Source organism: Labrys miyagiensis, assembly GCF_030160835.1.
GTDB classification, from domain to species: domain Bacteria; phylum Pseudomonadota; class Alphaproteobacteria; order Rhizobiales; family Labraceae; genus Labrys; species Labrys miyagiensis.
The window spans coordinates 223,557-246,557 of sequence record NZ_BSPC01000015.1 but is presented as its reverse complement, the minus strand read 5'-3'; the positions used below and the strand labels follow the sequence as shown (position 1 = coordinate 246,557).

Here is a 23,001-nt window from a genome sequence, read left to right as displayed (position 1 = left end):
TCGTCCAGCAGCGGCAAGCGTATGGGAGCGCCCCCTATGACCCGCTGAACCAGTTGTAGCCCTGGTCCTCCCAATAGCCGCCGGGATAGTCGTTGGTGACGACAATGGCGCTGATGTTCTTGGCGCTCTTGAAACCGAGCTTCGTGGGTATCCGCAGCCGCACCGGAGCGCCCCATTCTGGCGTGAGCGGTTGGCCAACGAAATCCAACGCCAGGATGGTCTGCGGGTGTAGGGCGCTAGGCATATCGATGCTGGTGAAATAGTCATCGAAGCATTTGAAAGCGACATAGCGGGCGCTGAGATCGGCGCCAATCCGCCGCAGAAAGGCGTGTAGTGGGATGCCGGTCCACTGGCCTATCTGGCTCCAGCCCTCAATGCAGATATGGCGCGTCACCTGCGTCTCTAGTGGCAGCATCCGCAGTTGATCAATGGTCCAGGGCCGCTTGTCGCCGATCAGTCCAGACAATTCGAGCCGCCAATCGGAAGGCGTTTCCCGAACCTGCCAATCCTCGTAGAACGCATTGAAGCGGTATGGATTAGTCACGGCGCTCGGTGGATAGGTCCTCGCGAGCCTCAGAGGCGAGAACAGCTGCGCCTGCACCCAGTCGTCGAACTGCATGATCGTCCAGAGGGCTCCATCCACGCCGGAGTGGGTCGACAGATCACAACCGGTCAGCATCATCAGACTGCCCAGCGACAGGCCGCGCGTAAGCAGCCCGCGCCGGCTGAGCCGGTCGAGTTCAGGTTTGATCTCATCCAGGGTGACCGCCGGCTTCGGGCGCGGCTTTCGCTCAGGGCTCATGGCGCCGGATCCTCAGGCTCAGCGGGGACAGGAGCGAGCATGGCGATTAGCGTGTTGGGAAAGATCACCACCAGGGTGAGGTGGACGGCGAGGAACAGCACGAGGCCGATCATGGCGGCTAGATGGAAGTTGCGAGCGAGAGGAAAGCCGCCGAACAGGTCGGTGAGCCAACCAAGCTGCACCGGCTTCCAGATCGCGAAGCCGGTCGCGATCTGAACACCAAGCAAGCCGATCACGCCCAGGTAGAGCAACTTTTGCACGGCGTTGTAGTGACCCACGTTGTGTCCCAACTGCCCGGTCAAGGCGGCGATCATGGTCTTGACCACGGCGCGTGGGCTGAGCGGGAAGAATTCGCGAAGGAAGTGGCCGCTTGCGAAGCCGTAAATTAGGTACGCGCCCACGACAGCGAACAGCACCCACATGACGCTGATGTGCCAGGCGATGCCGCCCGCCAGCCATCCACCCAGGGTCATCCAGCGTGGAAAGACGAATGGCAGGTCCGGCGAGGCATTGTAGATCGCCCAACCGCTGAGCATCATGCAAATGATCGTCGGCGCCCAGATCCAATGCATGATCCGGATAGGCAGGGGATGTGCGGGACGTCTGTGTGTAATCATCTTCGACACGCGCGCCTCCCGACGCCAAGCGCCCTATTGGCACCGGTCAGAACGGGGGGGTCAGCCCGTTTGCGCCTACCGCTACCAGGCCCGCGGTGATCTTGCCGTTGGTGCTGTCAGCGAGCACGAATGCGTGGGCTCCCGTGTTGGAGATCGACGCGGCGCCAGGTACGAACGCCACTACCGGTGCCGTTGGCGGAATTAGAACCTTCTGCTCACCGCCCTTATAGGCGAGCGTCACATACTTTACGTCACTCTTTGCCGTAGCGGTCGCGACGCTGGCGTTGGTCATAGTGCTGTTGACGCGCGGGGCATCCTTGTTCGAGCTGATCGCCTTGACATTGGCGTTGGTCATACTGCTGGCGGTAGGCGCGCCGCCAGATAGGGTTGTGTCGGGAAGGGGATCATACTTGGCATTCCCTTCGGCGGCGCCCTTCATCTCGGGTGGGAAAACGATCACCGAGAGTGCGATCCGCCTGCCACCCCCATCCTTGCTCGCCACACCCAGATAACTGCCGGGGCCAACGCTGTTGAGATTAGATGGCACGACCGAGACAAATCCCGTTTTGTCATTGAGCGACGCGGTGACGTTGCCGTTTACTGTATGCACGGTGAGGCTGTCAGACGACGTCGCAACAATAGTGCCGCGAATGCGCAACGGCTCCGCTGAAGCCGTCGTGGCAAGCCCGATGCTCGCCGTGGCTACGAGAGTCAGCGCGAGAAGCCGTTTCATGGTCTGGTGTCCTCGTACTTGGGGCCTATCCCCGCGAATGCGTTCCGGTTTGACGTTCTGCGCTTCTGCGCGCGGCATACAGGCGAATGTCGAGACGGCAAGCATATGGCCAATTTTATTCTCTTCAGACATCGAATTTGCTCCATTTTTTCATAATTATTGAATGCATTGGTCACGAACGGATAACTAAAAGATCGAAATCTCAAATTATATTGAGAAATGTATCTTGTTTTATACTGTGACCATGCTGTACTGCGCTAACGACCGAAGGTTGCTACAAAACTGGCCTTGCCGAGGATCTTGTCGCCCAGGCCCTTGTTCAGAATAAACGAATGCAACGCGGGAGAACCCGATTTGGGAATCCCGCTGACGGCCTCTACGTCGGCGACCGATAGCGCGTAGAGCGTGAACACGAAGTGGTGCGCAATGTCGCCAACCGGAGGACACGGGCCGCCGTAGTTGCCGTTTCCGCCAGTAGCTCCCGTATCCAGGAAATCGTTGGCGCCGCCGAAGGCAGGGGCAGGCAGGCTGCTGGGCGTATTGCCAGCGCCCTGCGGCAACCCTGGGGCAGTGGCCGGGATGTTGTAGACGGCCCAATGCCAAAACCCGCTCCCGGTCGGCGCGTCCGGGTCTAGGACCTGCAATGCGAGCGACTTCGTCCCTTCGGGAACATTGGACCACTCGATCGCTGGGGAGACGTTCGATCCCGTGCAGCCGAAGCCGTTCAGGATGAATTTCTTGTCGAAGCGTCCCGACGACAAGTCGGGACTGGACACCGTAAACGTCGCCGCACCGGCATATGCGGCCTGCGCAAGCGCCCCGCAGGCCAATGGCAAGGTGGCGAGCACGGTCGCGATTTTCTTGACAGCTGACATTATTAACTCCGCTCTCTCATGACTTCAGGATAGATTCCCTAAAAGAAAATAATTATCCTGTGGCGTACCAATATGTTAGGTACATATTCCGATACATCGAGGATTTATTACGAAGACGAATCGCTATATTTACTTTAATTTCATCGAATATCAGAACGATGACTATGTATTCAAACGCAATGTGCTCCTAATCTGACGCGTTATGCTGATTTCTCAACTCAAACACCCTACTCAATACTCAAATACCGAGTACCGCCCATCTCCTGCGCGCGATGTCGCCGCCCCGGAATCAGCTCCGGCCCTTTCAAGAGCCCGCGCAAAATCTTCTAAGTAACGCGCGAACAGCCGCTCGGCCCTCCGCAACCGGCGAGAGCCTTTTCCGGGAGACCGGCGTGTTCCGCCTGACAGCCGGAGTTCCCCTCAACCGAGGTTCGGTTGCGTCTCCTTGAAGCTCCGCAAGGCTTGGATCTTCGTCCACCAATCCGCAAAGCCATCGACGTCGAAGACGACATCCCGGTCCGGCGTGAGCGCGACATAGAAGGCGATCGGTGCGAGGTAGAGGTCCGCGAGGCTGAGCTCACCCGCGATGAAGGACGATGCGCCCTTGGCCTTCATGGCAAGTTCAATTGCCTTGCGGCCATTCTCGATGCCGTCCTTGCGCATAGCTTCATTCTTGCCCCCGACGAAATCCGGGAACAGATGGAAGGCCGCCACGCCGCCGACCAACGCGCCATAGGCATAGGAATCGATGATGCCCATGATCATGTCCATCCGTACGCGGTCCTCGGGCGTCGCCGGAATCAGCGACCTGCCGGGCAGGACGTCGTTGAGGTAGCGAGCGATTGCCGTGGTTTCAAGGATACGCATCCCGCCCCGGTCGAGGACCGGAACCTTGCCAAAGGGATGCCGCTCCAGATGCTCGGGCCTTTTCGGATCACCTTCCAAGACATTGAGCTGCACCTGCTTGAACTGCCTGAAATCCTTCTCCGCGAGCAGCATCTTGATGGTGCGCACATAGGTGGAGCCGTCGAAGCCCCAGAGGGTGATGTCGGACATGAATCGTTTCCTGTTTATGCGCCGCAGCAGGGTTGATGCAGGTGAATTCGCATCCGGCTCACCTGGTCCGGACGCTACAAGGGGAGGCGCTCAGCCTGTATTGGCAAGCTTGCCAACTTTGATATCGATTTCGCCATGCGTCCCTCGCTCGCGGCTGCCCCGAGCCTTGGAGCCACGATGCCCAAGGCAGAACCGAAGCCGCGCTTGCGGTATTGGCAAACTTGTCGATTTTGATATCGTATTTGCCATGCATATTCATGTCCTCGCCCTCAACGGCGTTTTGGATACCGGCCTGGCCGCGGTGCTGGACGCTTTTGGCTTCGCCAATACGCTGGCGGAAATGACCGGCATCTCCTCGCTGCGATTCCAGACGAGCGTCGTCGGTCTGCGAAAGACCGTCACAACCGCGCGAGGCCTGAGCGTGCCGGTGACTTCGGCTCTACGCGCGCCGACACCGGATGCCGTGCTGATGCCCGCCATCAACCGGATCATGCCGGAGCCGCTGGTGCAGGCGCTGGGCAGCAGCGAGGTGCGCGAAGCCGGAGCGGTACTGCGCAAATGGTCGGAGCGCGGTGCGCTGACCGCGGCAGCCTGCGTCGGAACGTTCGTGATGGCGGAAGCGGCCCTGCTCGACGGCGAAGAGGCCACCACCACGTGGTGGCTGGCGCCTCTGTTCCGGCAGCGCTATCCGCAGGTGAGGCTGGTCGAGACGCGGCTCATCGTGCAATCCAACGCAGTGGTCACCGCCGGCGCGGCGCTCGGCCATCTGGACCTGGCGCTGACCCTGATCCGGCGCGCCAGTCCCGAATTGGCCAGCGTCACGGCAAAGTATCTGGTGGCCGACATGCGCACCTCTCAGGCGACCTACACGATCCCAGGTTACGTGGTGCACACCGATCCGCTGGTGCTCAAATTCGAGCACTGGGCGCGGCAGCGTCTGGCCGAGGGTTTCTCGCTCGATCAGGCCGCTGCGGAACTCGCCACCAGCAAGCGCACACTGGCGCGCCGGATGCAGGACGTGCTGGGCAAATCGCCGCTCGAATATTTCCAGGATCTGCGGATCGAGCGCGCCGTGCACCTGCTCGAAACCAGCCAGGCCAGCGTCGACCAGATCGCCGCCCAAGTCGGCTATGCCGAAGGCGTGACGCTGCGCGTGCTGCTGCGCCGGAAACTCGGCCGCGGCGTGCGCGAGATCCGTCGCAGCTTGTAGGCCTAGTGTCCTGGCTTTTTGTTCGCAGAATGACTGGTTGAGTAACCTTTCAGCCTAGCCGCACCCAATCTATGGCTTCGAGCACATAGGGAGCGAACAGGAAATCCCGGATCTCGATGATCCGGCTTTCCGACCAGTCGATCAGGACAAAATGCGCCGGTCTTTCCATCGGACCGGTGCCGTCGAAGACCAGCATGGCCGGCTGTCCTTCAACCGCGCCGAAGGCGAACCGCCATCTCGTCTCTTCCGCATAGCGCGTGAAATAGAGGCCAATCTTGTCGCGCCCTTCCAGTTGCAGCCGGTTCACCAGATCGAGCTTGACGTCATCGGCGAGCATGGCGCGGATTGCGTCGAAATCGCCGCTCCGAAAAAGCTCGACATAGGCGGCGATCTTCCGCCGGTCGGAACCGGACATCAGCGGCAGCCGGGTGTCGTCGGGTGCCTGCGCGAGTTGCCGCAGCGCCGCGCGCCCGCGCTGAAGCGCCGATTTGGCGGCTGCCGGAGAGCACTCGGCGATGCTTGCAATCTCGTCGACCGAATAACCCAGGACATCCTTGAGGATCACCGCGCAGCGCTGAAGTTCGGGCAGAAGCAGAAACGTCCGAAAGCTGATCGCGACGATGTCCGCCTCGGGTATGGGCGCCGCTTCGACGTCTTCGGTGAGCGGAACGACCGTGTTCCGGGCCCTGTCGCGCAGGAAATCGAGGCTCGCATTGTGGGCGATGCGAAACAGCCAGCCCTCGAGATTATCCACTCCGGCGCCCTGGGCTCGCGCCTGAAGGGCCTTGACGACGGTATCCTGCAACACATCCTCGCCGGTGATCGCCGATCCCGTCATGCGCGCGCAGTAGCGATGAAGGCGTGGTCGCATCGCTTTCAGACGATCCTCGAATTCATCTGTGTTCATGTATCGAGACCTACGGCGCTTCCGCGCTCTGTTGCGCCAGGGATTGGGCATGAATGTCGATGAGAATCTTCGACAGTGTGGCCGGTTGCGACAGGAATGGCGAGTGGCTGCTTTCCAATGTGTGGGTCATTGTCTTGCCGCCGATGGCACCGTCAACCGTCGCGATCATGTGATCCTGACCGGTCAACGGAATCGCGCGATCCTGTGTGCAACGGATGTAATGGCGCGGCACCGTGCCAAATCTTCCAGGCGTAATTTGCGATGGGGCCAAGGCGCCGGCGTTCGATTCGTCGCAATGAAGCTGCGACGCCGCATGCGCGAATTCGGACTCCGACACGTCGCCATAGAACGAAGCCTTGAGCAGCGATCTGTAGGCTTCATCGGTTGATCCGGCATGGATCCTTGTCGCGCCGATGGCGGCGGGGTCGCCCACGAACAGCGAAGGCGCCAGAGCCGAAGACAGGGTTTCATGCTGGAGCATTGCGAGCAACGGCATGCCGTTCGGCACCATGAACCCGGCAAGATATACGACCGCGAGAAGCAGGTTCGGAACCTGCTCGGCGACCGCCGAAACCGTCATCCCGCCGGCCGAGTGCCCGACCAGGATGACCTTGCCGTCGCTGAGTGACGCAGCTTCCTTTACCAGCTTGACGACCGCCTGCGTCCGCTCCTCCTGCGTGACGCCGGCGATGGGCGACCGCTCGGCGGCGAACGCCGCGAGGTCGAATGGGCGAAGACCGAGCGATGCTGGTGCTACCGCATGTGCCCCCGCGCCGGGAAGGTCGAGCGTCAAGGCCGCGAAGCCGTTGGCTTCAAGGAGTGGCGTAACTCTGTCCCACGCCGAATGGTTGTGCCAGCCGCCATGGACCAGGACAAAAACTGCTTTGGTTGCCGACATCACTGCGCTCTCTTCGTCTGCTCTTACGATCTATACGACCTGCATCACCGGTCGCCCGCCATTTTGCCCTCGCTCGCCGAGACGAACAAAGGGAGAAGGGTTCAGACCTCCCTGTTGTCGAAAAGGAACATTTGAACGCCCGAGTCATCAGGCGCAAGAAGTCGGCGATCCGCCCGAGCCGCCTGTCCCTCCGGGCTTGCAAACGCCTTTTCGATCGCCGCAAGGTCGTCGAAATACAGCGTTCCGATGCGATGAACATTCGAGCTCCCTACCGGCGTTGCGATGGGGCCGTCGCTGACCTCGTATTTCCTGAGACCCGGAATCTTCTTGGCGAGAGGCACGTGGATATCGAAGTAATGTCGGTCAAACGCCTCGACGTCACTCGGTGTCCGGTAGATCACGACCATGCGAGCCATCGCGGTTCTCCTTTGCTAGTTGTGTGATGCAAACTTGCTTGTGTGGTCCCACTTACCGGGTTTCGCTCAACACCGCCGAGCCCATGATCGAGTCCAAGCTCGCCAGCTCGCTGATCTTCGGGAGATAGGCCTTCATGCGCGGATCGCCGCGCATCGCCTCGACGGCTGCTGGGGTCTCCCACTCGGAGTAGATCACGACGCCGGCGCCGTCCCTTGCCGCGATTAGCCGGGTCGTCTTCCAGCCGGGGAGCGTGCGGATCACGGCGTCGGTGTTCTGCCGCAAGAGCGCGACCAGCGCATCCTGCTTCCCGGGTTTGACCTTCAGCATATTGATCAAGATAACCGACTCGTCGGACATGGCATGTCTCCTTGTGTTTCGGACACACCAAGGACGATCCGAAGGGTGGAAACGGATCGCGACGTAGAAGATTTTTTGGAAGTGATCTCGAAGGCGTGTGCTTTGCCGAGTTCTGCAACGCCAGTTGCAACGGTCGGACGCAGCTAGGCATCGGCAGGAAAATGAACTTCTATCAACGGGTTACGTCGTACCGTGTCGTAGATTTGGATACCCTCGGATAGGCAAAAATCACTCCCACTCGATTGTTCCGAGCGATCGTAACGCGCTGAATTTCAAGTGCAAAAATTTTCTGCACGCTGCGAAGGACCGTCTTCCCGATCCGTCAGAAATTCGCGCTCTTGAATTCAAAGGCGAATTTCGACGATCCGCGATTTTCTCGGTTTCAGCGACTATCGGCATCGATTGGTCAATCTCGCTTTTACTCAACGAGAACGGCGTCGCTCAGCCTCGCAAAAAAAGACCGTCAACCGTCCGGCAACTTACCGCTTGTCGTATCTTAATCATGACGATCATCCTTGCTCTCGGCCGCGAAAATAACGAACCGCAGCAACGACCAGAGTGTCGGCCGGCTAGAGGGCTAGACTGGGCTCTTCAGCGAAAATTTCAGCCAGAAAATCGATGAAGACCCTGACCTTGCTGGCGAGGAACCTTCCGTTGGGCCTGACCGCGCTGATCGCAAGCTTTGGGCGCGAGTAATCCTTCAACACCTCCCGCACAGTTCCGGAGGCGATCTCCGCGGCAAACAGCCAGCCCGGTGTGTGCGCTAGGCCCAGGCCAGCCAGGACGGCAGCGCGGATCTGCTCCGCATCGTTGGTGCGGAAGGCGCCCATTGGGTGGTGGACGATGGGACCGAAGCGGCCCGAAAACTCCCAGACGCGCGGCGCGCCATCGGGCGCATAGATCACGCAAGCGTGGCGTTCCAGATCGTCGGGCGTCTGCGGCTCGCCATGTTTCGCCAAGTAGGTGGGGGTGGCGACGGTGACGATAGGCGTCTGGGCAATCTTCCTGGCGATCAGGCTGGAATCCGATAGTTCGCCATTGTGGATGCCGAGATCGACGCCTCCTTCGATCAGGTTGACCAGGTGATCGGTGACGACCAGTTCGACGGATACCCCGGAGTAGCTGGCAAAAAACGCGCTCAACCGAGGCACGATATAGAGCCGGCCGAACACGGGCGTCACATTGGCCCTTACCAGGCCGGATGGCGCGACGACGCCGCGTCCGACACGGGACTCCGCAGCTTCGAGGTCGCCTAACAGTCGCACGCCGGACTCGTAGAAGTCACGGCCGGCCTCGGTAAGGGTCAGGCTGCGGGACGTCCGCTGCAGCAGCTGCGCGCCGAGGTATGCTTCGAGAGCCGCGATCTGCTTGCTCACCGCCGGTTGCCCGACGCTTAAGGTGCGGGCCACAGCGGAAAAGCTTCCGGCGTCCACCACCCGGACGAACAGGCCGATGGCGCCCATACGGTCCATCCGCGTCTCCCACCCATTCCTATAGTGGAATTGATTCTATTCCAATTGGCTTTCTACCCCCTCGTCCAAGGAAAGACTAGTTCTTTTGTCATCCGCCGGAGGAAAGCCCCCTGGCGCATTCGAAAAGGAGATCGCCATGACCAAGAGCACCGACGAGAAGGCCCTCACCGACATCGTGAAGGAAATGGCTACGTCCATGACCGCCGAGCAAAGCACGCGGCACTGGGCGGACGATGCGCTGTGGTTCGACATTCCGGCCTTCGCTTCAAGGGGCCTTGGGCCGGCGAAGAAGATGTTCGACCGCGTATTCAGCGGGTTCAAATCCTGCGACATCGACATCCTCGAAGAGGATGTGAAGATCAGCGGCGACATCGGGATCGTCTGTACGGTCCAGAAGGCCAAGATCGTGCTCAGGAACGGCGAGACCAAGCACGCCTGGGTGCGCCAGACCGACTGCTTCGAGCGGCGGGGCGGCGAGTGGAAGCTGTTCCATGAACACGCCTCATCCCCCGCCGGCGGGGAATGGGACGGCAAGATCATCACAGGCTAGGTCGGGGCTAAAGCAAGCCGAGGAAAGGAAGCCGCCATGGTCCTTTCGATGGATCGTCAGGTCGCAGCTGCGCTCGACCGAATGGTCGCGGGGCTGGGCGAGGTCCGACCTCGCCCGCCCGTCGGCGACTGACGCACGCGCCGTGAAGGCGGCACCGCCATGTTCGGCGAGTGGGCTGCTCTTCAGCCGGTCCCGACGGACGTGGTCACGCGCGACATTCGGATCCCGTCGTACGACGGCGAGCCGATCCTGCTGCGATGGTTCGAGAAAAGCGGCCCGCAGCCAGGATCGGCCGCACTCTATCTCCATGGCGGCGGGATGCTGCTTGGAAGCGTGGATGTGTATGACAAGATTCAAGGCGCTACGTCTCGGCGAGTGGCGTGCCCCTTCTCGCTGTAGATCACCGGCTCCCACCCGAGCATCCGCACCCGACGCCAGTCGAGGATGGCTACGCGGGGCTGCGATGGTTTGCCGATCATGCACCGGAGTTTGGCGTCGACCCTGCCCGCATCGCCATCATTGGGGACAGCGCTGGCGGCGGCCTCGCCGCGGCGACCGCAATCCTGGCGAGTGATCGCGGGGGGCCGGCGATTGCGGCGCAAATCCTCATCTATCCGATGCTCGACGACCGCAACACGCAGCCAGATGCCGAGATCGCTCCGTTTCTCACCTGGACCTGGACGACAACATCACCGGATGGGGAGCTCTCCTCGGCGAGCGAGCAGGGAAAAACGGCGTTGAGGCCTACGCGGCACCTGCTCGCGCGACCGATCTCTCCGGCCTGCCGCCGACCTACATCGAAGTGGGGCAGCTCGACATCTTCCGGGACGAGAGTGTCGCTTACGTGCAGCGACTACAGACGCAAGTGCCAACCGAGCTGCACGTTCCCCCCGGGGCTCCACACGGTTTCGAGCTGTTTGCGCCTGATGCCGACGTATCGCGCCGCGCTATCGCCGACCGCATCCGAGCCCTGAGAACGTTTTGACTAGGAGGCACGTCATCATGAGCATTCAAGCGACAAACTTGCATCACACCAAGCCCGGCCGTGCGGCCGAACTCCTTGCAGCCCTGCAACGGGCCTTACCCGACACGATTGCCCACGGCGGTTGCGAGGAAATCCGCCTCTGTCGCGACCAGGACAACGAGAACAAGGTGATATCGATAACTCGCTGGACCAGCCGGGCGGCCTACGAGGAGTACCTCGCGTGGCAGGAGGGAAAGGGAGACACGGCGAGGTTTCGTGAGATGCTGATCAAGGACATGGAGGTCAGCTTCTACGACGAGGTGTTCGTCATTAAGCCGGACGCGCCGACCAATTCCATGCGAAATGAATCGTTGGTCGAGGTGCAAAAGGAGGTCGTGCGGCAGTTCTTCCTCCGCAACTCGGCCGGAGAGATCCCGCGGGCGGTCGCCCTGTTCCGCGACGACGCGACGTATTGGTTGCCGACCACACGCGAGACGCTGGGCACCGACAAGCTCCCGGAAGCGCTCAAGTTTGTCCAATCAAGACTCGATGGTCCGATTCGCTACGAGATCGGGACAATGGTCGCCGAGCCAAAGCGGATCGCAGTGCAGCTTGAGGGCTTTGCGAAGACGGTCGAGGGAGCCGCTTATAACAATCTCTATCACGTCTATTTCGAATTCGAGGGCGAAAAAATCGTGCGCGTTCGTGAGTACAATGACACGGCGCACGTCTTTGACACGCTGCGCGCCGGGCAGCGCCGACGGATTGGCTAGCGTGACCTGTCCGTCGGCCAAAGAGGATCGGCTTTCTGCTCGCCTGACGACGACTATCGACCACTTTCGGCGAAGAACAATTGCTTTGGGTACGCTGCTCTATCCCACTCTACTCCACAGCACCCGCCCCCCTTATTCCCACTCAATCGTCCCGGGCGGCTTGGACGTCACGTCATAGACCACGCGGTTGATGCCCTTCACTTCGTTGATGATCCGCGTCGCCGCCCTGCCCAGAAAGTTCATGTCGAAGGGGAAGAAATCCGCCGTCATGCCGTCGACCGAGGTCACCGCCCGCAGTCCGCAGACGCTGTCATAGGTGCGCCCATCGCCCATCACGCCGACGGTGCGCACCGGGAGCAGCACGGCGAAGGCCTGCCAGATCTTGTCGTAGAGGCCGGCCTTGCGGATCTCGTCGAGATAGATGGCATCGGCGGCGCGCAGCGTGTCGAGCTTTTCGCGCGTGATCTCGCCGGGGATGCGGATGGCGAGGCCGGGTCCCGGGAACGGGTGGCGGCCGACAAAGGCTTCGGTGAGGCCGAGCTCGCGGCCGAGCGCGCGCACCTCGTCCTTGAAGAGTTCGCGCAGCGGCTCCACCAGCTTCATGTTCATGCGTTCGGGCAGGCCGCCGACATTGTGGTGCGACTTGATGGTCACCGAGGGGCCGCCTGAGAAGGAGACGCTCTCGATCACGTCGGGATAGAGCGTACCCTGGGCGAGGAATTCCGCGCCACCGATCTTCTTTGCCTCGGCCTCGAACACCTCGATGAACAGGCGACCAATGGTCTTGCGCTTGATTTCCGGGTCGCCGACACCGGCGAGCGCGCCGAGGAACAGCTCAGACGCATCGACGTGGACGAGCGGGATATTGTAGTGATCGCGGAACAGGCCGACGACCTGCTCGGACTCCCCTGCCCGCATCAAGCCGTGATCGACATAGACGCAGGTGAGCTGGTTGCCGACCGCCTCGTGGATGAGCACGGCCGCCACGGAGGAATCGACGCCGCCCGACAAGCCGCAGATCACCTTGCCGGCGCCGACCTGCTTCCTGATCTTCTCCACCATCTCGGCGCGGTAGGCCGACATCGTCCAGTCCGGCTCGATGCCGGCGATCTTCTGGACGAAGTTGCGCAAGAGCTTGCCGCCGTCAGGCGTATGCACCACCTCGGGGTGGAACATGGTGGTGTAATATCTGCGCTCCTCATTCACCGCGATGGCGTAAGGGGCGTTTTCCGAGGTGCCGATCACCTTGAAGCCTTCGGGCAGTTGCGTGACCCGGTCGCCATGGCTCATCCATACCGGATAGCGCTTGCCGGCCTCCCAGAAGCCTTCGAACAGCGGGCTCGTCTCCTTGATCTCGACATCGGCGCGGCCGAATTCGGCGGCATGCCCGCCCTCGACCTTGCCGCCGAGCTGCGTCGCCAGGGTCTGCTGGCCGTAGCAGATGGCGAGGATCGGCACGCCGGAATCGAACACCGCCTGCGGCGCCCGCGGGCTGCCGGGCCGCGTCACCGAGTCCGGGCCGCCCGAAAAGATCACGCCTTTCGGCTTCAATCTCTCGAAGGCTTCCGCTGCCGACTGGAAGGGATGGATCTCGCAATAGACGCCGACCTCGCGCACGCGACGAGCGATCAGCTGGGTGACTTGCGAACCGAAATCGATGATGAGAATGGCGTTGTGTGTCATGGGAGCGAGGTAGTCGACCGGGGCCACCGATGCAACCGAGGCATGCCGATTTTCTTGCATGACAGCAATGAAATGGGGAGGAATGGGAGGAAATTGGTGCACACGCGCAAACTCTCCGGGTGCATGGACATCCTGCCCGTTCTCGGAAGCGGCACGGTTGAAGAACGGGCAGGATGCCCGTGCACCCGGAGACTTCAGGCCCGGTGCAGCACCGTCACAAAAAAGCCGTCGGTCCCGGAGCGGTTCGGGGAAAGCTGCAGCCCTAGCCCCTGAGAGGAGGCGAAACGCGCAAAGCCCGAGAAGCCGGCAGCCTTCGCTAGCACCTGAAGAGGCGCCGGCGTGAAATCGCTGTGGTCGGCCAGAAAGGCCTGCACCGAGGCGTCGTTCTCCTCGGGCAGCACCGAGCAGGTCACGAAGACGAGGCGGCCGCCCGGCTTTACCGCCTTTGCACCGGCCTTGAGCACCGCCGCCTGGTCCTTCTGGCGGTCGGCAAGGCTGGAGGGGCGCAGGCGCCATTTGGCGTCGGGGTTGCGACGCCAGGTGCCGGAACCCGAGCAGGGCGCGTCTACCAGCACCATGTCCATATGGCCGTCGAGATCCTCGATTAGCAGGGCGCCGCGCGGCGTGCGCACCTGGACGTTGCGGGCCCCCGCCCGGCTCAGGCGCTCATGGATCGGCGCGAGGCGGCGCTTGTCGCTGTCGGTGGCGAAGATCTGGCCCTTGTTGTCCATCGCCGCGGCGAATTCCAGCGTCTTGCCGCCGCCGCCGGCGCAGAGGTCGAGCACCTGCTCGCCGGGCCTGGCAGCGGCGATCATGCCGGCCAGCTGCGAGCCCTCGTCCTGGATCTCGAACCAGCCTTTCTGGAAGCTCTCCTCGGCCTGCACCGCCGGGCTGCGGCCGTCGGGTCCGAGCGGCACGCGCAGGCCCCAGGCCGAGAGCGGCGTCGCGGTAGCGTGAAGAGGCTCGAGTTCGGCCAGCAGTTTCTCGCGCGAAGCCTTCAACGTGTTGACGCGCAGATCGACCGGCGCGCGCTCGGCGAGTGCCTGCCCCTCCTTGACGGCGTCGGCGCCGAAAGCCGCTTCGAAGGACGTCCAGAGCCAATGCGGCACATCCGCCTGAATGTCAGGCGCGGCGTCGGCGAGCTTGCGGCTGGCGAGGGCCGTCTGCTCTTCCGTCGTGAGAGGTTCCGGCGCGAAACGTTCGCCGTTGAACAGGCCGGCGAGGCTTTCAAGCGTCTCGCCACGCTGCAGGACCAGCATGCCGATCAGCGTGGCGCGCGGCGTCTCCGCCTCCATCAGCCAGCGCGACGAGGCGCGGCGGCGCAGCATGTCATAGACGAGACCCGCCAGGGCGGCGCGGTCGCCGGAGCCGGCGAAGCGGTGCGAGAGGCCCCAATCCTTGAGGGCATCGGCGGCCGGGCGGCGGCGGGTCTCGATGTCGGTGAGGATTTCGATGGCGGCGGAAAGGCGGGCGGCGGGGGTCAAATATCACCTGGGAGCGCGGACATCTTGTCCGCTCTTGGAAACGAGGCGCTCAATAGGAAAGGAAGAGCGGACAGGATGTCCGCGCTCCCAGTCAGTTCCGTCCCGGATAGTTCGGGCTCTCGCGCGTGATGGTCACGTCATGCACATGGCTCTCGCGCAGGCCCGCGCCCGTGATCTTCACGAAGCGGGCCCTCTCCTGGAACTCCTCGATCGTCTCGGCGCCGACATAGCCCATGGAGGCACGCAGGCCGCCGGCGAGCTGGTGCAGCACGGTCGAGACCGGCCCCTTGTAAGCGACCTGCCCCTCGATGCCCTCGGGCACCAGCTTCATCGAATCCTTGATGTCGGCCTGGAAATAACGGTCGGCCGAGCCGGCGGACATGGCACCGATCGAGCCCATGCCGCGATAGGATTTGTAGGAGCGGCCCTGGTAGAGATAGACCTCGCCGGGCGTCTCGTCGGTGCCGGCCAGCATCGAGCCGACCATGGCGACCGACGCGCCGGCGGCGATCGCCTTGGCGAAGTCGCCCGAGGTCTTGATGCCGCCATCCGCGATCACGGGCACATCATGCTCGCGCGCGGCATTGGCGGCGTCGATGATGGCGGTGAGCTGCGGCACGCCGACACCGGCGACGATGCGGGTGGTGCAGATCGAGCCCGGGCCGATGCCGACCTTGATGGAATCAGCGCCGGCGCCGATCAGCGCCCTCGCGCCCTCGCCGGTGGCGACATTGCCCGCGACGACCTGGACGGAGTTGGAGATGCGCTTGATGCGGGAAACGGCGTCGAGAACCTTCTGTGAATGGCCATGAGCGGTGTCGACGACGATCATGTCGACACCGGCATCCATCAACATCTCCGAGCGCGAATACCCACCATCCCCGACCGTCGACGCGGCGGCGACGCGCAGACGGCCCTGCTCGTCCTTGCAGGCATTGGGATAGAGCGTCGCCTTCTCGATGTCCTTCACCGTCATCAGGCCGACGCAGCGATAATCCTCGTCGACAACCACCAGTTTTTCGATGCGGAACTGATGCAGCAGGCGCTTGGCCTCTTCCTGCGCGACGCCGGTGCGCACCGTGACCAGCCGCTCCTTGGTCATCAGTTCGGCGACCGGCTGGTCGAGCTTGTCGGCAAAGCGCACGTCGCGGTTGGTGAGGATACCGACCAGGATACCCGGCACGCCAGGCGCGGCCCCCGTGACGATCGGAATGCCGGAGATCTGGTGGCGCTTCATCAGGGCCAGCGCATCGGCCAGCTTGGTTTCCGGAGGGATGGTAATCGGGTTGACCACCATGCCGCTCTCGAAGCGCTTGACCTGTCGAACCTGCTCGGCCTGCTCCTCGGGGGTAAGATTGCGGTGGATGACGCCGATGCCGCCATTCTGCGCCATGGCGATCGCCATATTGGCTTCCGTTACCGTGTCCATGGCCGAGGCCAGCAGCGGCAGATTGACCGAGATGGAACGGGTAACGCGCGAGCGGATATCGGCTTGCGCCGGCATCACTTCGGAATGGCCTGGAGTCAGCAGGACATCGTCAAAGGTGAGCGCTTCAGGAAAAAGCGATGAATCAACGATGCGTGTCATTGCCAACTCTCAAAGTATGAAGAAGCGGGAATAAGATCGGCGATGGGTGAACGACGCCCAGGCTGCCCGAACTTGGTTGGCGCGATCGTTTACCATTTGGAATCGACAAGCGGAAGACGGTCAGATGTCTTTTTGATGCCTGCCAGCCATGCAATTTTTGGCACAGGGTACTTTTGGTGTGCCGGTCTTCAGACCGGCATGGAACCGCGGCCATTCGGGTAAGCAGCCGAAGATGGTGTGCCGATCTCCAGATCGGCATTTGCGTGGCACTCTACTTATCGTTTGCCGAGGGTTCATGCCGGTCTGAAGACCGGCACACCGAAGAGGCGCGTGGTGGGGTGCCGGTCTTCAGACCGGCATGAAACGCAGGCGCTGCAAGAAAATGCGGGTCCGAGGACCCGTCCTCCGGCTTACGCGCTCTTCGACATCGGCAGCACATTGTGCAGCGTCTGCTCCGCGCCATCCATGAATTTGCGGATGTTGCGCGCCGCCTGGCGGATGCGCTGCTCGTTCTCGACGAAGGCGATGCGCACAAAATCGTCGCCATGCTCGCCGAAGCCGATGCCGGGCGCCACCGCGACGGAAGCCTTCTCGATCAGGAGCTTGGAGAATTCCACCGAGCCGAGATCCTTGAACTTGGGCGGAATCGGCGCCCAGGCGAACATCGAGGCGGGCGGAATCGGCACGTCCCAGCCGGCACGACCGAAGCTCTCGACCAGCGCGTCGCGGCGCTTGCGATAGGTCTCGCGCATTTCGACGATGCAGTCCTCCGGCCCGTTCAGGGCGGCGGCGGCCGCGACCTGGATCGGCGTAAAGGCGCCATAGTCGAGGTAGGACTTCACGCGGGCGAGCGCCGCGCACAGGCGCTCATTGCCGACCGCAAAGCCCATGCGCCAGCCTGCCATGGAGAAGGTCTTGGAAAGCGTGGTGAATTCCACCGTCACATCCATGGCGCCCGGGATCTGCAGCACCGAGGGCGTTGGCTCGCTGCCGAAATAGATCTCGGAATAGGCAAGGTCCGACAGCACGAAGAGGTCGTTCGCCTTGGCGAAGGCGACGAGGTCCCGGTAGAAATCGAGGCTGGCGACGCAGGCCGTCGGGTTGGCAGGATAGGAGACGATCACCGCGATAGGCTTGGGAATCGAATGCTTCACCGCCCGTTCGGCCGAACGGAAGAACTCCTCGTTCGGCTCGGCCGGCACGGAGCGGATCACGCCGCCCGCCATCAGGAAGCCAAAGGCGTGGATCGGATAGGACGGATTGGGACACAGTACCACGTCGCCGGGCGCGGTGATGGCCTGCGCCATGTTGGCGAAGCCTTCCTTCGAGCCGAGCGTGGCGACGACCTGGCGATCGGGATCGAGCTTCACGCCGAAACGGCGGGCATAATAGTTCGCCTGGGCCTTGCGCAGGCCGGGAATGCCCTTGGAGGCGGAATAACGGTTGGTGCGCGGCTTCTGGGCTGTCTCGATCAGCTTGTCGGTGATGAACTTCGGCGTCGGCAAGTCGGGATTGCCCATGCCGAGATCGATGATGTCGGCCCCCTGCGCGCGTGCTGCTGCCTTCACCCGGTTGACCTGCTCGAAGACATAAGGCGGCAAACGGCGGGTTGAGTAGAAGTCGGACATCGCAGTGCTTTCGCGCGCAACAGCGCTTTCGAGGTTGAAGGGGACGTACCTCTAAATCATTTCGGTCAAAGATGGCAAAAGAAATACCAGACCTAATTCGGCGGGAAGAAGCTGGCCTTCTGTCGCTTGGCAGGTATGACCGGCTTCTTCGCGCCCGTCTTCTTGACTACCTTTTCGTCCGGCGAAGGTTGCCGCCCCGGCGTGGCGAGGAGGCTCGCCTCCAGCGCCTTGCGCTGATCCTGGTCGAGAACGCGGTCGCTTCGCGGTGGCGGGGTCACGCCCACGGCCGGATAGACGGGAGTCTGCGCGGAACGCGATTCGACCACGAAAGGCTTTGGCGCCGGCAGGGGACCTGAGGTCAAGCCAAGCGCATGGGCCGTCTGCTTCGTATCGCTGGCGCAGCCGGCAAGAGCGATTGCCGCCAGAGCGGCAGTGGTAACGAGTACAAGGATCCGCATAAGCATCTCACAATTTTCGTGTTCCGATTATATGATGCGTGGCGTCTGGCAAATAGAGGGAAATCGAGCATTTCGAATCCATGGTTCACAAGCAATGCTCACAGGAGCGTTCACATGGTGCGAAAACGTGCTCTAATGGTTGCTGATGAAGAACGATAAGCCAACCGGCCAACAGCATCCCGCCGACGGTACCGCCGTGTTCGGACCGATCGACATCGAATCGCTCGCGCGCAATATGGGCCGGGCCGTTGAGGAGGGCGGCAAGGCTCTCGCCGCCTATCTGCGGCCGCGTGAAGACGGAAGAGTCAAAAACGACTTTGCCGAGGAAGTCACCGACGCGGTGAACACGCTCGGCCATCTCGCCGAATATTGGCTCACCGATCCCCAGCGCACGCTGGAGGCGCAAACCAACCTTGCTACCGGCTTCATGTCGCTATGGGCCTCGACCTTGCAGCGCATGACGGGCGAGGAAGCCAAGCCAGCCGCCGAGCCCGATCCCAAGGATCCGCGCTTTCGTGATCCGGAATGGAGCGAGAACCAATATTTCGATCTGCTGAAACAGGCCTATCTGATCACCACGCGCTGGGCCGAGAAGCTGGTGAAGGAGGCCGATGGGCTGGAGCCGCATCTGCGCCACAAGGCCGATTTCTATGTGCGCCAGGTCTCGGCGGCGATCTCGCCGAGCAACTTCATCGCCACCAACCCTGCTTTGATCCGCGACACGCTGGCGGAGAACGGCGAGAACCTGGTTCGCGGCCTGCACATGCTCAAGGAGGACATCGACGCGGGCGGCGGCGATCTCAGGATCCGCCAATCCGATACCTCGAAATTCGAGGTGGGCGTCAACCTGGCGACCACGCCGGGCAAGGTGGTCTATCGCAATGCCACGATGGAGCTCCTGCAATATACGCCGACCACGGAGAACGTGCTGAAGCGGCCCTTGCTGATCTGCCCGCCCTGGATCAACAAATTCTACGTGCTCGACCTGACCCCCGAGAAGAGCTTCATCAAATGGTGCGTCGACCAGGGCATCACCGTCTTCGTGATCTCCTGGGTCAATCCGGACGAGAAGCAGCGCAACAAGGGCTTCTACGAATATATGAAGGAAGGGCCTCTTGCCGCCCTCGACGAGATCGGCAAGATCACAGGCGAGAAGGAGGTCTCCGCCATCGGTTATTGCGTCGGCGGCACCCTGCTCTCGGTGACGCTCGCCTGGATGGCCGCCAAGGGCGATACCCGCATCGGCTCGGCCACCCTCTTCGCCACGCAGGTCGATTTCGAGAATGCCGGCGACCTCAAGGTGTTTGCCGACGAGGATCACATCCTGTCCATCGAGAAGAAGATGGACGAGCACGGCTATTTCCCCGGCGCCAAAATGGCCGCGGCCTTCAACATGCTGCGCAGCCAGGAGCTGATCTGGCCCTATCTCGTCAACAATTATGTCCGCGGCAAGCAGCCGACACCCTTCGACCTGCTCTATTGGAATGCCGACGCCACCCGCATGCCGCAGAAGAACCACTCCTTCTATCTGCGCAATTGCTATCTCGAGAATAATCTCACCCGCGGGAAGATGGTGGTGGGCGACGAGACCCTCGACCTCAAGAAAGTGAAGATCCCGGTCTACGAGCTTGCCACGCGCGAGGACCATATCGCCCCGCCGAATTCGGTCTTCATCGGCGCCCAGGCCTTCGGCGGTCCGGTGCGCTATGTGCTGTCGGGCTCGGGCCATATCGCCGGCGTCGTCAATCCGCCTGTCCGCAAGAAATACCAATATTGGCTCGGCAGCGATCCGGCCGGCAATTTCGAGGACTGGTTCGCCGCGGCCACCGAGCACGCCGGCTCCTGGTGGCCGGATTGGCTGACTTGGCTCAGGCACCAGGCGCCGGAGGAAGTCCCAGCGAGCAAGCGCGCGCCGGGCGGGCGACGCAAGACGCTGGGCGATGCGCCGGGAACCTATGTGAAGGAGTAGGAGGCCGCCGCCTCATCCGACGTGAGGCAGGTGGGCGGAACTTGCCGCTGCCTTATCCTTGCCCCTGCGCCGGACGGCAAAGCTGTCATGAAACAGGAAGAGCGAGAATGCCTGCAGGATGGCGGGCGCCAGCATGCGGAAGGCCATGGCAAAATGCATCGATCCGAGGTCGACCACGAACAGGCCGATGCTCAGGCCAAAGGCGATATAGCCTATGGCAAAAGCCACCGATCTGATCGTTTCACGTCCAGGTTCCATGTGGGAGCGCTCCGTGCAGGACGCTCCAACGCTAAAGGCCATGACTTAGGGGAGGCTTAGGGGAGGCTTAGGATAAGGATATCGGGCGCCACGCAAGGCCCAAACCGAAGGCTTATGTGACGTGTTTTCCCTCATCTTAAGCTAATTCTCACTGCCTAGGCTGCCGCCGCCGTCCGAGGGAGATCCGTTTCAAACGTGAGTCCGGTTCCATGCGTGTCCTGATCGTCGAAGACGATCCGATGATTGGCAAGGCCCTGCGCACCGCCCTCAGGGACGAGGCGATGACCGTTGATTGGGTGCGCGACGCCAACGATGCGGAGCATGCCCTCGTCACGCACAGCTACGCGCTCATCCTCCTCGATATCGGCCTGCCCGGCCGCAGCGGCCTCGATCTCCTGCGCAGCCTGCGCGACCAGGGCGAGGAGATCTCAACTTTGATCATCTCGGCGAGCGATGATCTCGACAACAGGGTCGACGGTCTCGATCTCGGTGCGGATGACTACCTGGTCAAACCCTTCGAGATGCGTGAGCTTCTGGCCCGCATGCGGGCGGTGATGCGCCGCCGTCATGGTGGGCGGGCTGTCTCCGGCCTCACCAATGGCGAGATCACGCTCGATCTCAACAGTCATCAGATGACCTTCAGGGGCACGACCCATATCCTGCCGGCCAAGGAATTCGCACTCATGCGTACGCTGATGGAGCGGCCGGGTGCCATCTTCTCACGCGCCCAGCTCGAGGAACAGCTCTATGGCTGGGGCGAGGAAGTGGAAAGCAATGCCATCGACGTGCTGATCCATTATATCAGGCGCAAATTCGGCAAGGACATCATACTCAACATGCGGGGCGTGGGCTGGATGATCGACAAGGCAGCACGATGATCTCGCTGCGGCGCACGGCCTTCATCTGGCTCTCGCTGCTGCTGCTGTTCAGCGGAATCGTCACCACGGTGACGTCCTATATTCAGGTCACCCGGGAGTCCGACGAACTCCTCGACAACCAGTTGCGCCAGCTTGCTCACTACATCGGCGAGGCCCTGCCCACGGATTTGCAGCCCGTGCCCTACAATCCTTCCTTCGAAGCGGAGGAAAATTTCGTCGTCGAGATCTGGATGCCGGGCGAGACACAGGCGCGGTCCTCAAATCCAACGGCGGCCGTTCCCCGGCAGGCCCAAAACGGCTTCAACAATGTCCAGACGCCGAACCACGCCTGGCGTACCTTCACCGATATCGATCCGCGCCGCACCGTGCAGGTCTCGCAGCGCCTCGATGTCCGGCATGAGCTCTCGGCCGACGCCGCGCTGCGCGCCGCCATCCCGATCGCCATCCTCATTCCGCTCTCCTGGCTGTTGCTGGGCCTGGTGATCGATCGTCTCAGCCGGCGGCTCGACAAGCTGGCAGCCGACGTCGCCGAACGGCAGGTGACGAGCAGGGAGCCGATCGCGGTCGAGGATGTCCCGCGCGAACTCGCGCCCTTCATTCGGGCGATCAATGACCTGCTCTTCCGACTGCAAGCCTCGATGGAACGCCAACGGCGCTTCGTCTCCGACGCCGCCCACGAGCTGCGCACCCCGCTCGCCGCCCTGAAGCTGCAGGTGGGCAATGTCCGCAGCATCGCCACTACGCGCGCCCAGAAGGAGCGGCTGGACGAAGTGGACCAAGGCGTCAGCCGTGCCTCCGCCCTGGTGCAGCAGCTCCTGAAGCTGGCGCGCTATGACGCCGAGGCCTCGCCCGCGCCGCCCGAGCCGACGGATGTGACCCTCCTGGTGCATGAATGCATCGCCGCAATCGCTCCGCTCGCCCGTAGCCGTGGCACTGAACTGAAGCTGCAGGCGACGGAACTTCCCGCGGTGGAAACCACCCCCGGCGAGCTCAAGGTCCTGATCTCGAACCTGGTCGACAATGCCGTGCGTCACTCGCCGGAAGGCGGCAAGGTCGAAGTCGAGGTCAAAGCAGCCGGGAATGACATTCTCGTTACGATCCACGACGAAGGACCCGGCATTCCCGAGCCGCTGCTCGAACGGGTCTTCGAGCGCTTCTACCGGGTCGCCGGACAGGAGGTCGACGGCAGCGGTCTCGGCCTTGCCATCGCACGCTCCATTGCCGAGCGGCACCAGCTCAAGCTCTCCCTGCGCAACCGCGAGGACGGGACAGGTCTTGTCGCTGAACTGCAGCTTCCGGGCCCCTCCGGCCAGCCGGAAGGCCCTCTAAGTCACCCCTAATTCTCGCAGCCTAGAAAATTCCATGGCGCAGGACCGGTCCTTTCCCGGCGCGCCTAAGGAAAATGGGCTGCGATATGGCCAAAC

24 protein-coding genes and 1 pseudogene are annotated in these 23,001 nt (G+C 62.2%); 9 read left to right on the top strand and 16 right to left on the bottom strand.

What is annotated here, in order from left to right:
* Window positions 1-34: 34 nt before the first annotated feature.
* The 5 genes from QQL24_RS09595 to QQL24_RS09575 all read right to left on the bottom strand — a co-directional run bounded on the left by QQL24_RS09595 (window position 35) and on the right by QQL24_RS09575 (window position 4,083).
* On the bottom strand, window positions 35-802 hold the full coding sequence (locus QQL24_RS09595) for a molybdopterin-dependent oxidoreductase (RefSeq protein ID WP_284311753.1): 768 nt from the start codon (window positions 800-802) through the stop codon (window positions 35-37).
* The gene (locus QQL24_RS09590) at window positions 799-1,419 is read right to left on the bottom strand and encodes a cytochrome b/b6 domain-containing protein (RefSeq protein ID WP_284311890.1); all 621 of its coding nucleotides are present in this window, start codon (window positions 1,417-1,419) and stop codon (window positions 799-801) included. The genes QQL24_RS09595 and QQL24_RS09590 overlap by 4 nt, the downstream gene beginning before the upstream one ends.
* Before the next feature lie 46 nt (window positions 1,420-1,465).
* Window positions 1,466-2,284 carry a metal ABC transporter permease gene (locus QQL24_RS09585; protein ID WP_284311752.1) on the bottom strand — a complete coding sequence of 273 codons (819 nt, stop codon included), beginning with the start codon at window positions 2,282-2,284 and terminating at the stop codon, window positions 1,466-1,468.
* 125 nt (window positions 2,285-2,409) lie between these two features.
* On the bottom strand, window positions 2,410-3,027 hold the full coding sequence (locus QQL24_RS09580) for a YbhB/YbcL family Raf kinase inhibitor-like protein (protein WP_284311751.1): 618 nt from the start codon (window positions 3,025-3,027) through the stop codon (window positions 2,410-2,412).
* Between the two features lie 420 nt (window positions 3,028-3,447).
* Window positions 3,448-4,083, bottom strand: a complete 636-nt coding sequence (locus QQL24_RS09575) for a glutathione S-transferase family protein (protein WP_284311750.1) — start codon at window positions 4,081-4,083, stop codon at window positions 3,448-3,450.
* A gap of 247 nt (window positions 4,084-4,330) precedes the next feature.
* On the opposite strand from QQL24_RS09575, the gene QQL24_RS09570 reads away from it, so the two are divergent.
* Entirely contained in the window at window positions 4,331-5,293 is a 963-nt protein-coding gene (locus tag QQL24_RS09570) for a GlxA family transcriptional regulator (protein WP_284311749.1), read from the top strand.
* Between the two features lie 49 nt (window positions 5,294-5,342).
* Here QQL24_RS09570 and QQL24_RS09565 read toward each other — a convergent pair whose 3' ends face one another.
* From QQL24_RS09565 to QQL24_RS09545, 5 genes are all read right to left on the bottom strand, one after another.
* The gene (locus QQL24_RS09565) at window positions 5,343-6,200 is read right to left on the bottom strand and encodes a sigma-70 family RNA polymerase sigma factor (RefSeq protein WP_284311748.1); all 858 of its coding nucleotides are present in this window, start codon (window positions 6,198-6,200) and stop codon (window positions 5,343-5,345) included.
* 10 nt (window positions 6,201-6,210) lie between these two features.
* Complete coding sequence (locus tag QQL24_RS09560; RefSeq protein ID WP_284311747.1) at window positions 6,211-7,098, bottom strand: alpha/beta fold hydrolase; 888 nt, start codon at window positions 7,096-7,098, stop codon at window positions 6,211-6,213.
* A 101-nt stretch (window positions 7,099-7,199) separates the two neighbouring features.
* Complete coding sequence (locus tag QQL24_RS09555) at window positions 7,200-7,514, bottom strand: EthD family reductase (protein ID WP_284311746.1); 315 nt, start codon at window positions 7,512-7,514, stop codon at window positions 7,200-7,202.
* A gap of 52 nt (window positions 7,515-7,566) precedes the next feature.
* Window positions 7,567-7,872 carry a putative quinol monooxygenase gene (locus tag QQL24_RS09550; RefSeq protein ID WP_284311745.1) on the bottom strand — a complete coding sequence of 102 codons (306 nt, stop codon included), beginning with the start codon at window positions 7,870-7,872 and terminating at the stop codon, window positions 7,567-7,569.
* 569 nt (window positions 7,873-8,441) lie between these two features.
* Window positions 8,442-9,344 (bottom strand): LysR family transcriptional regulator, encoded by a 903-nt coding sequence (locus QQL24_RS09545; RefSeq protein ID WP_284311744.1) that lies wholly within the window; start codon window positions 9,342-9,344, stop codon window positions 8,442-8,444.
* Window positions 9,345-9,480: 136 nt separating this feature from the next.
* Here QQL24_RS09545 and QQL24_RS09540 point away from each other — a divergent pair, with 136 nt between their 5' ends.
* The 5 genes and pseudogenes from QQL24_RS09540 to QQL24_RS09530 all read left to right on the top strand — a co-directional run bounded on the left by QQL24_RS09540 (window position 9,481) and on the right by QQL24_RS09530 (window position 11,631).
* On the top strand, window positions 9,481-9,894 hold the full coding sequence (locus QQL24_RS09540) for a YybH family protein (RefSeq protein ID WP_284311743.1): 414 nt from the start codon (window positions 9,481-9,483) through the stop codon (window positions 9,892-9,894).
* A 159-nt stretch (window positions 9,895-10,053) separates the two neighbouring features.
* Window positions 10,054-10,293 carry an alpha/beta hydrolase family protein gene (locus QQL24_RS09535; RefSeq protein ID WP_284311742.1) on the top strand — a complete coding sequence of 80 codons (240 nt, stop codon included), beginning with the start codon at window positions 10,054-10,056 and terminating at the stop codon, window positions 10,291-10,293.
* A pseudogene (locus tag QQL24_RS36585) lies at window positions 10,275-10,487 on the top strand (alpha/beta hydrolase fold domain-containing protein); the annotation flags it as partial. The gene QQL24_RS09535 and the pseudogene QQL24_RS36585, both read left to right, overlap by 19 nt.
* Window positions 10,488-10,564: 77 nt before the next feature.
* Window positions 10,565-10,879 (top strand): alpha/beta hydrolase, encoded by a 315-nt coding sequence (locus QQL24_RS36580; RefSeq protein WP_431310664.1) that lies wholly within the window; start codon window positions 10,565-10,567, stop codon window positions 10,877-10,879.
* Window positions 10,880-10,896: 17 nt separating this feature from the next.
* Window positions 10,897-11,631, top strand: coding sequence for an antibiotic biosynthesis monooxygenase (locus QQL24_RS09530; RefSeq protein WP_284311741.1), 735 nt, complete (start codon window positions 10,897-10,899; stop codon window positions 11,629-11,631).
* Window positions 11,632-11,763: 132 nt separating this feature from the next.
* On the opposite strand, the gene guaA is transcribed toward QQL24_RS09530, so the two are convergent.
* The 5 genes from guaA to QQL24_RS09505 all read right to left on the bottom strand — a co-directional run bounded on the left by guaA (window position 11,764) and on the right by QQL24_RS09505 (window position 18,472).
* A complete protein-coding gene (gene guaA, locus QQL24_RS09525; protein ID WP_284311889.1) occupies window positions 11,764-13,314 on the bottom strand; it encodes a glutamine-hydrolyzing GMP synthase in 1,551 nt (516 codons plus the stop codon).
* A gap of 194 nt (window positions 13,315-13,508) precedes the next feature.
* Window positions 13,509-14,798 (bottom strand): RsmB/NOP family class I SAM-dependent RNA methyltransferase, encoded by a 1,290-nt coding sequence (locus QQL24_RS09520; protein WP_284311740.1) that lies wholly within the window; start codon window positions 14,796-14,798, stop codon window positions 13,509-13,511.
* Between the two features lie 91 nt (window positions 14,799-14,889).
* Complete coding sequence (gene guaB / locus QQL24_RS09515; RefSeq protein ID WP_284311739.1) at window positions 14,890-16,386, bottom strand: IMP dehydrogenase; 1,497 nt, start codon at window positions 16,384-16,386, stop codon at window positions 14,890-14,892.
* 410 nt (window positions 16,387-16,796) lie between these two features.
* Window positions 16,797-18,014: an LL-diaminopimelate aminotransferase gene (locus tag QQL24_RS09510; RefSeq protein WP_284311738.1), complete on the bottom strand. Its 1,218-nt coding sequence runs from the start codon at window positions 18,012-18,014 to the stop codon at window positions 16,797-16,799.
* Window positions 18,015-18,106: 92 nt separating this feature from the next.
* Window positions 18,107-18,472 carry a hypothetical protein gene (locus tag QQL24_RS09505; RefSeq protein ID WP_284311737.1) on the bottom strand — a complete coding sequence of 122 codons (366 nt, stop codon included), beginning with the start codon at window positions 18,470-18,472 and terminating at the stop codon, window positions 18,107-18,109.
* 235 nt (window positions 18,473-18,707) lie between these two features.
* Here QQL24_RS09505 and QQL24_RS09500 point away from each other — a divergent pair, with 235 nt between their 5' ends.
* Entirely contained in the window at window positions 18,708-20,441 is a 1,734-nt protein-coding gene (locus QQL24_RS09500; protein ID WP_284311888.1) for a PHA/PHB synthase family protein, read from the top strand.
* A 12-nt stretch (window positions 20,442-20,453) separates the two neighbouring features.
* On the opposite strand, the gene QQL24_RS09495 is transcribed toward QQL24_RS09500, so the two are convergent.
* Entirely contained in the window at window positions 20,454-20,699 is a 246-nt protein-coding gene (locus QQL24_RS09495) for a hypothetical protein (RefSeq protein WP_284311736.1), read from the bottom strand.
* Window positions 20,700-20,908: 209 nt separating this feature from the next.
* On the opposite strand from QQL24_RS09495, the gene QQL24_RS09490 reads away from it, so the two are divergent.
* Together QQL24_RS09490 and QQL24_RS09485 are read left to right on the top strand one after the other, a co-directional pair.
* Entirely contained in the window at window positions 20,909-21,577 is a 669-nt protein-coding gene (locus QQL24_RS09490; RefSeq protein ID WP_284311735.1) for a response regulator, read from the top strand.
* Window positions 21,574-22,917 carry an ATP-binding protein gene (locus QQL24_RS09485; protein ID WP_284311734.1) on the top strand — a complete coding sequence of 448 codons (1,344 nt, stop codon included), beginning with the start codon at window positions 21,574-21,576 and terminating at the stop codon, window positions 22,915-22,917. Before QQL24_RS09490 ends, QQL24_RS09485 begins: the two co-directional genes overlap by 4 nt.
* Window positions 22,918-23,001 lie beyond the last annotated feature (84 nt).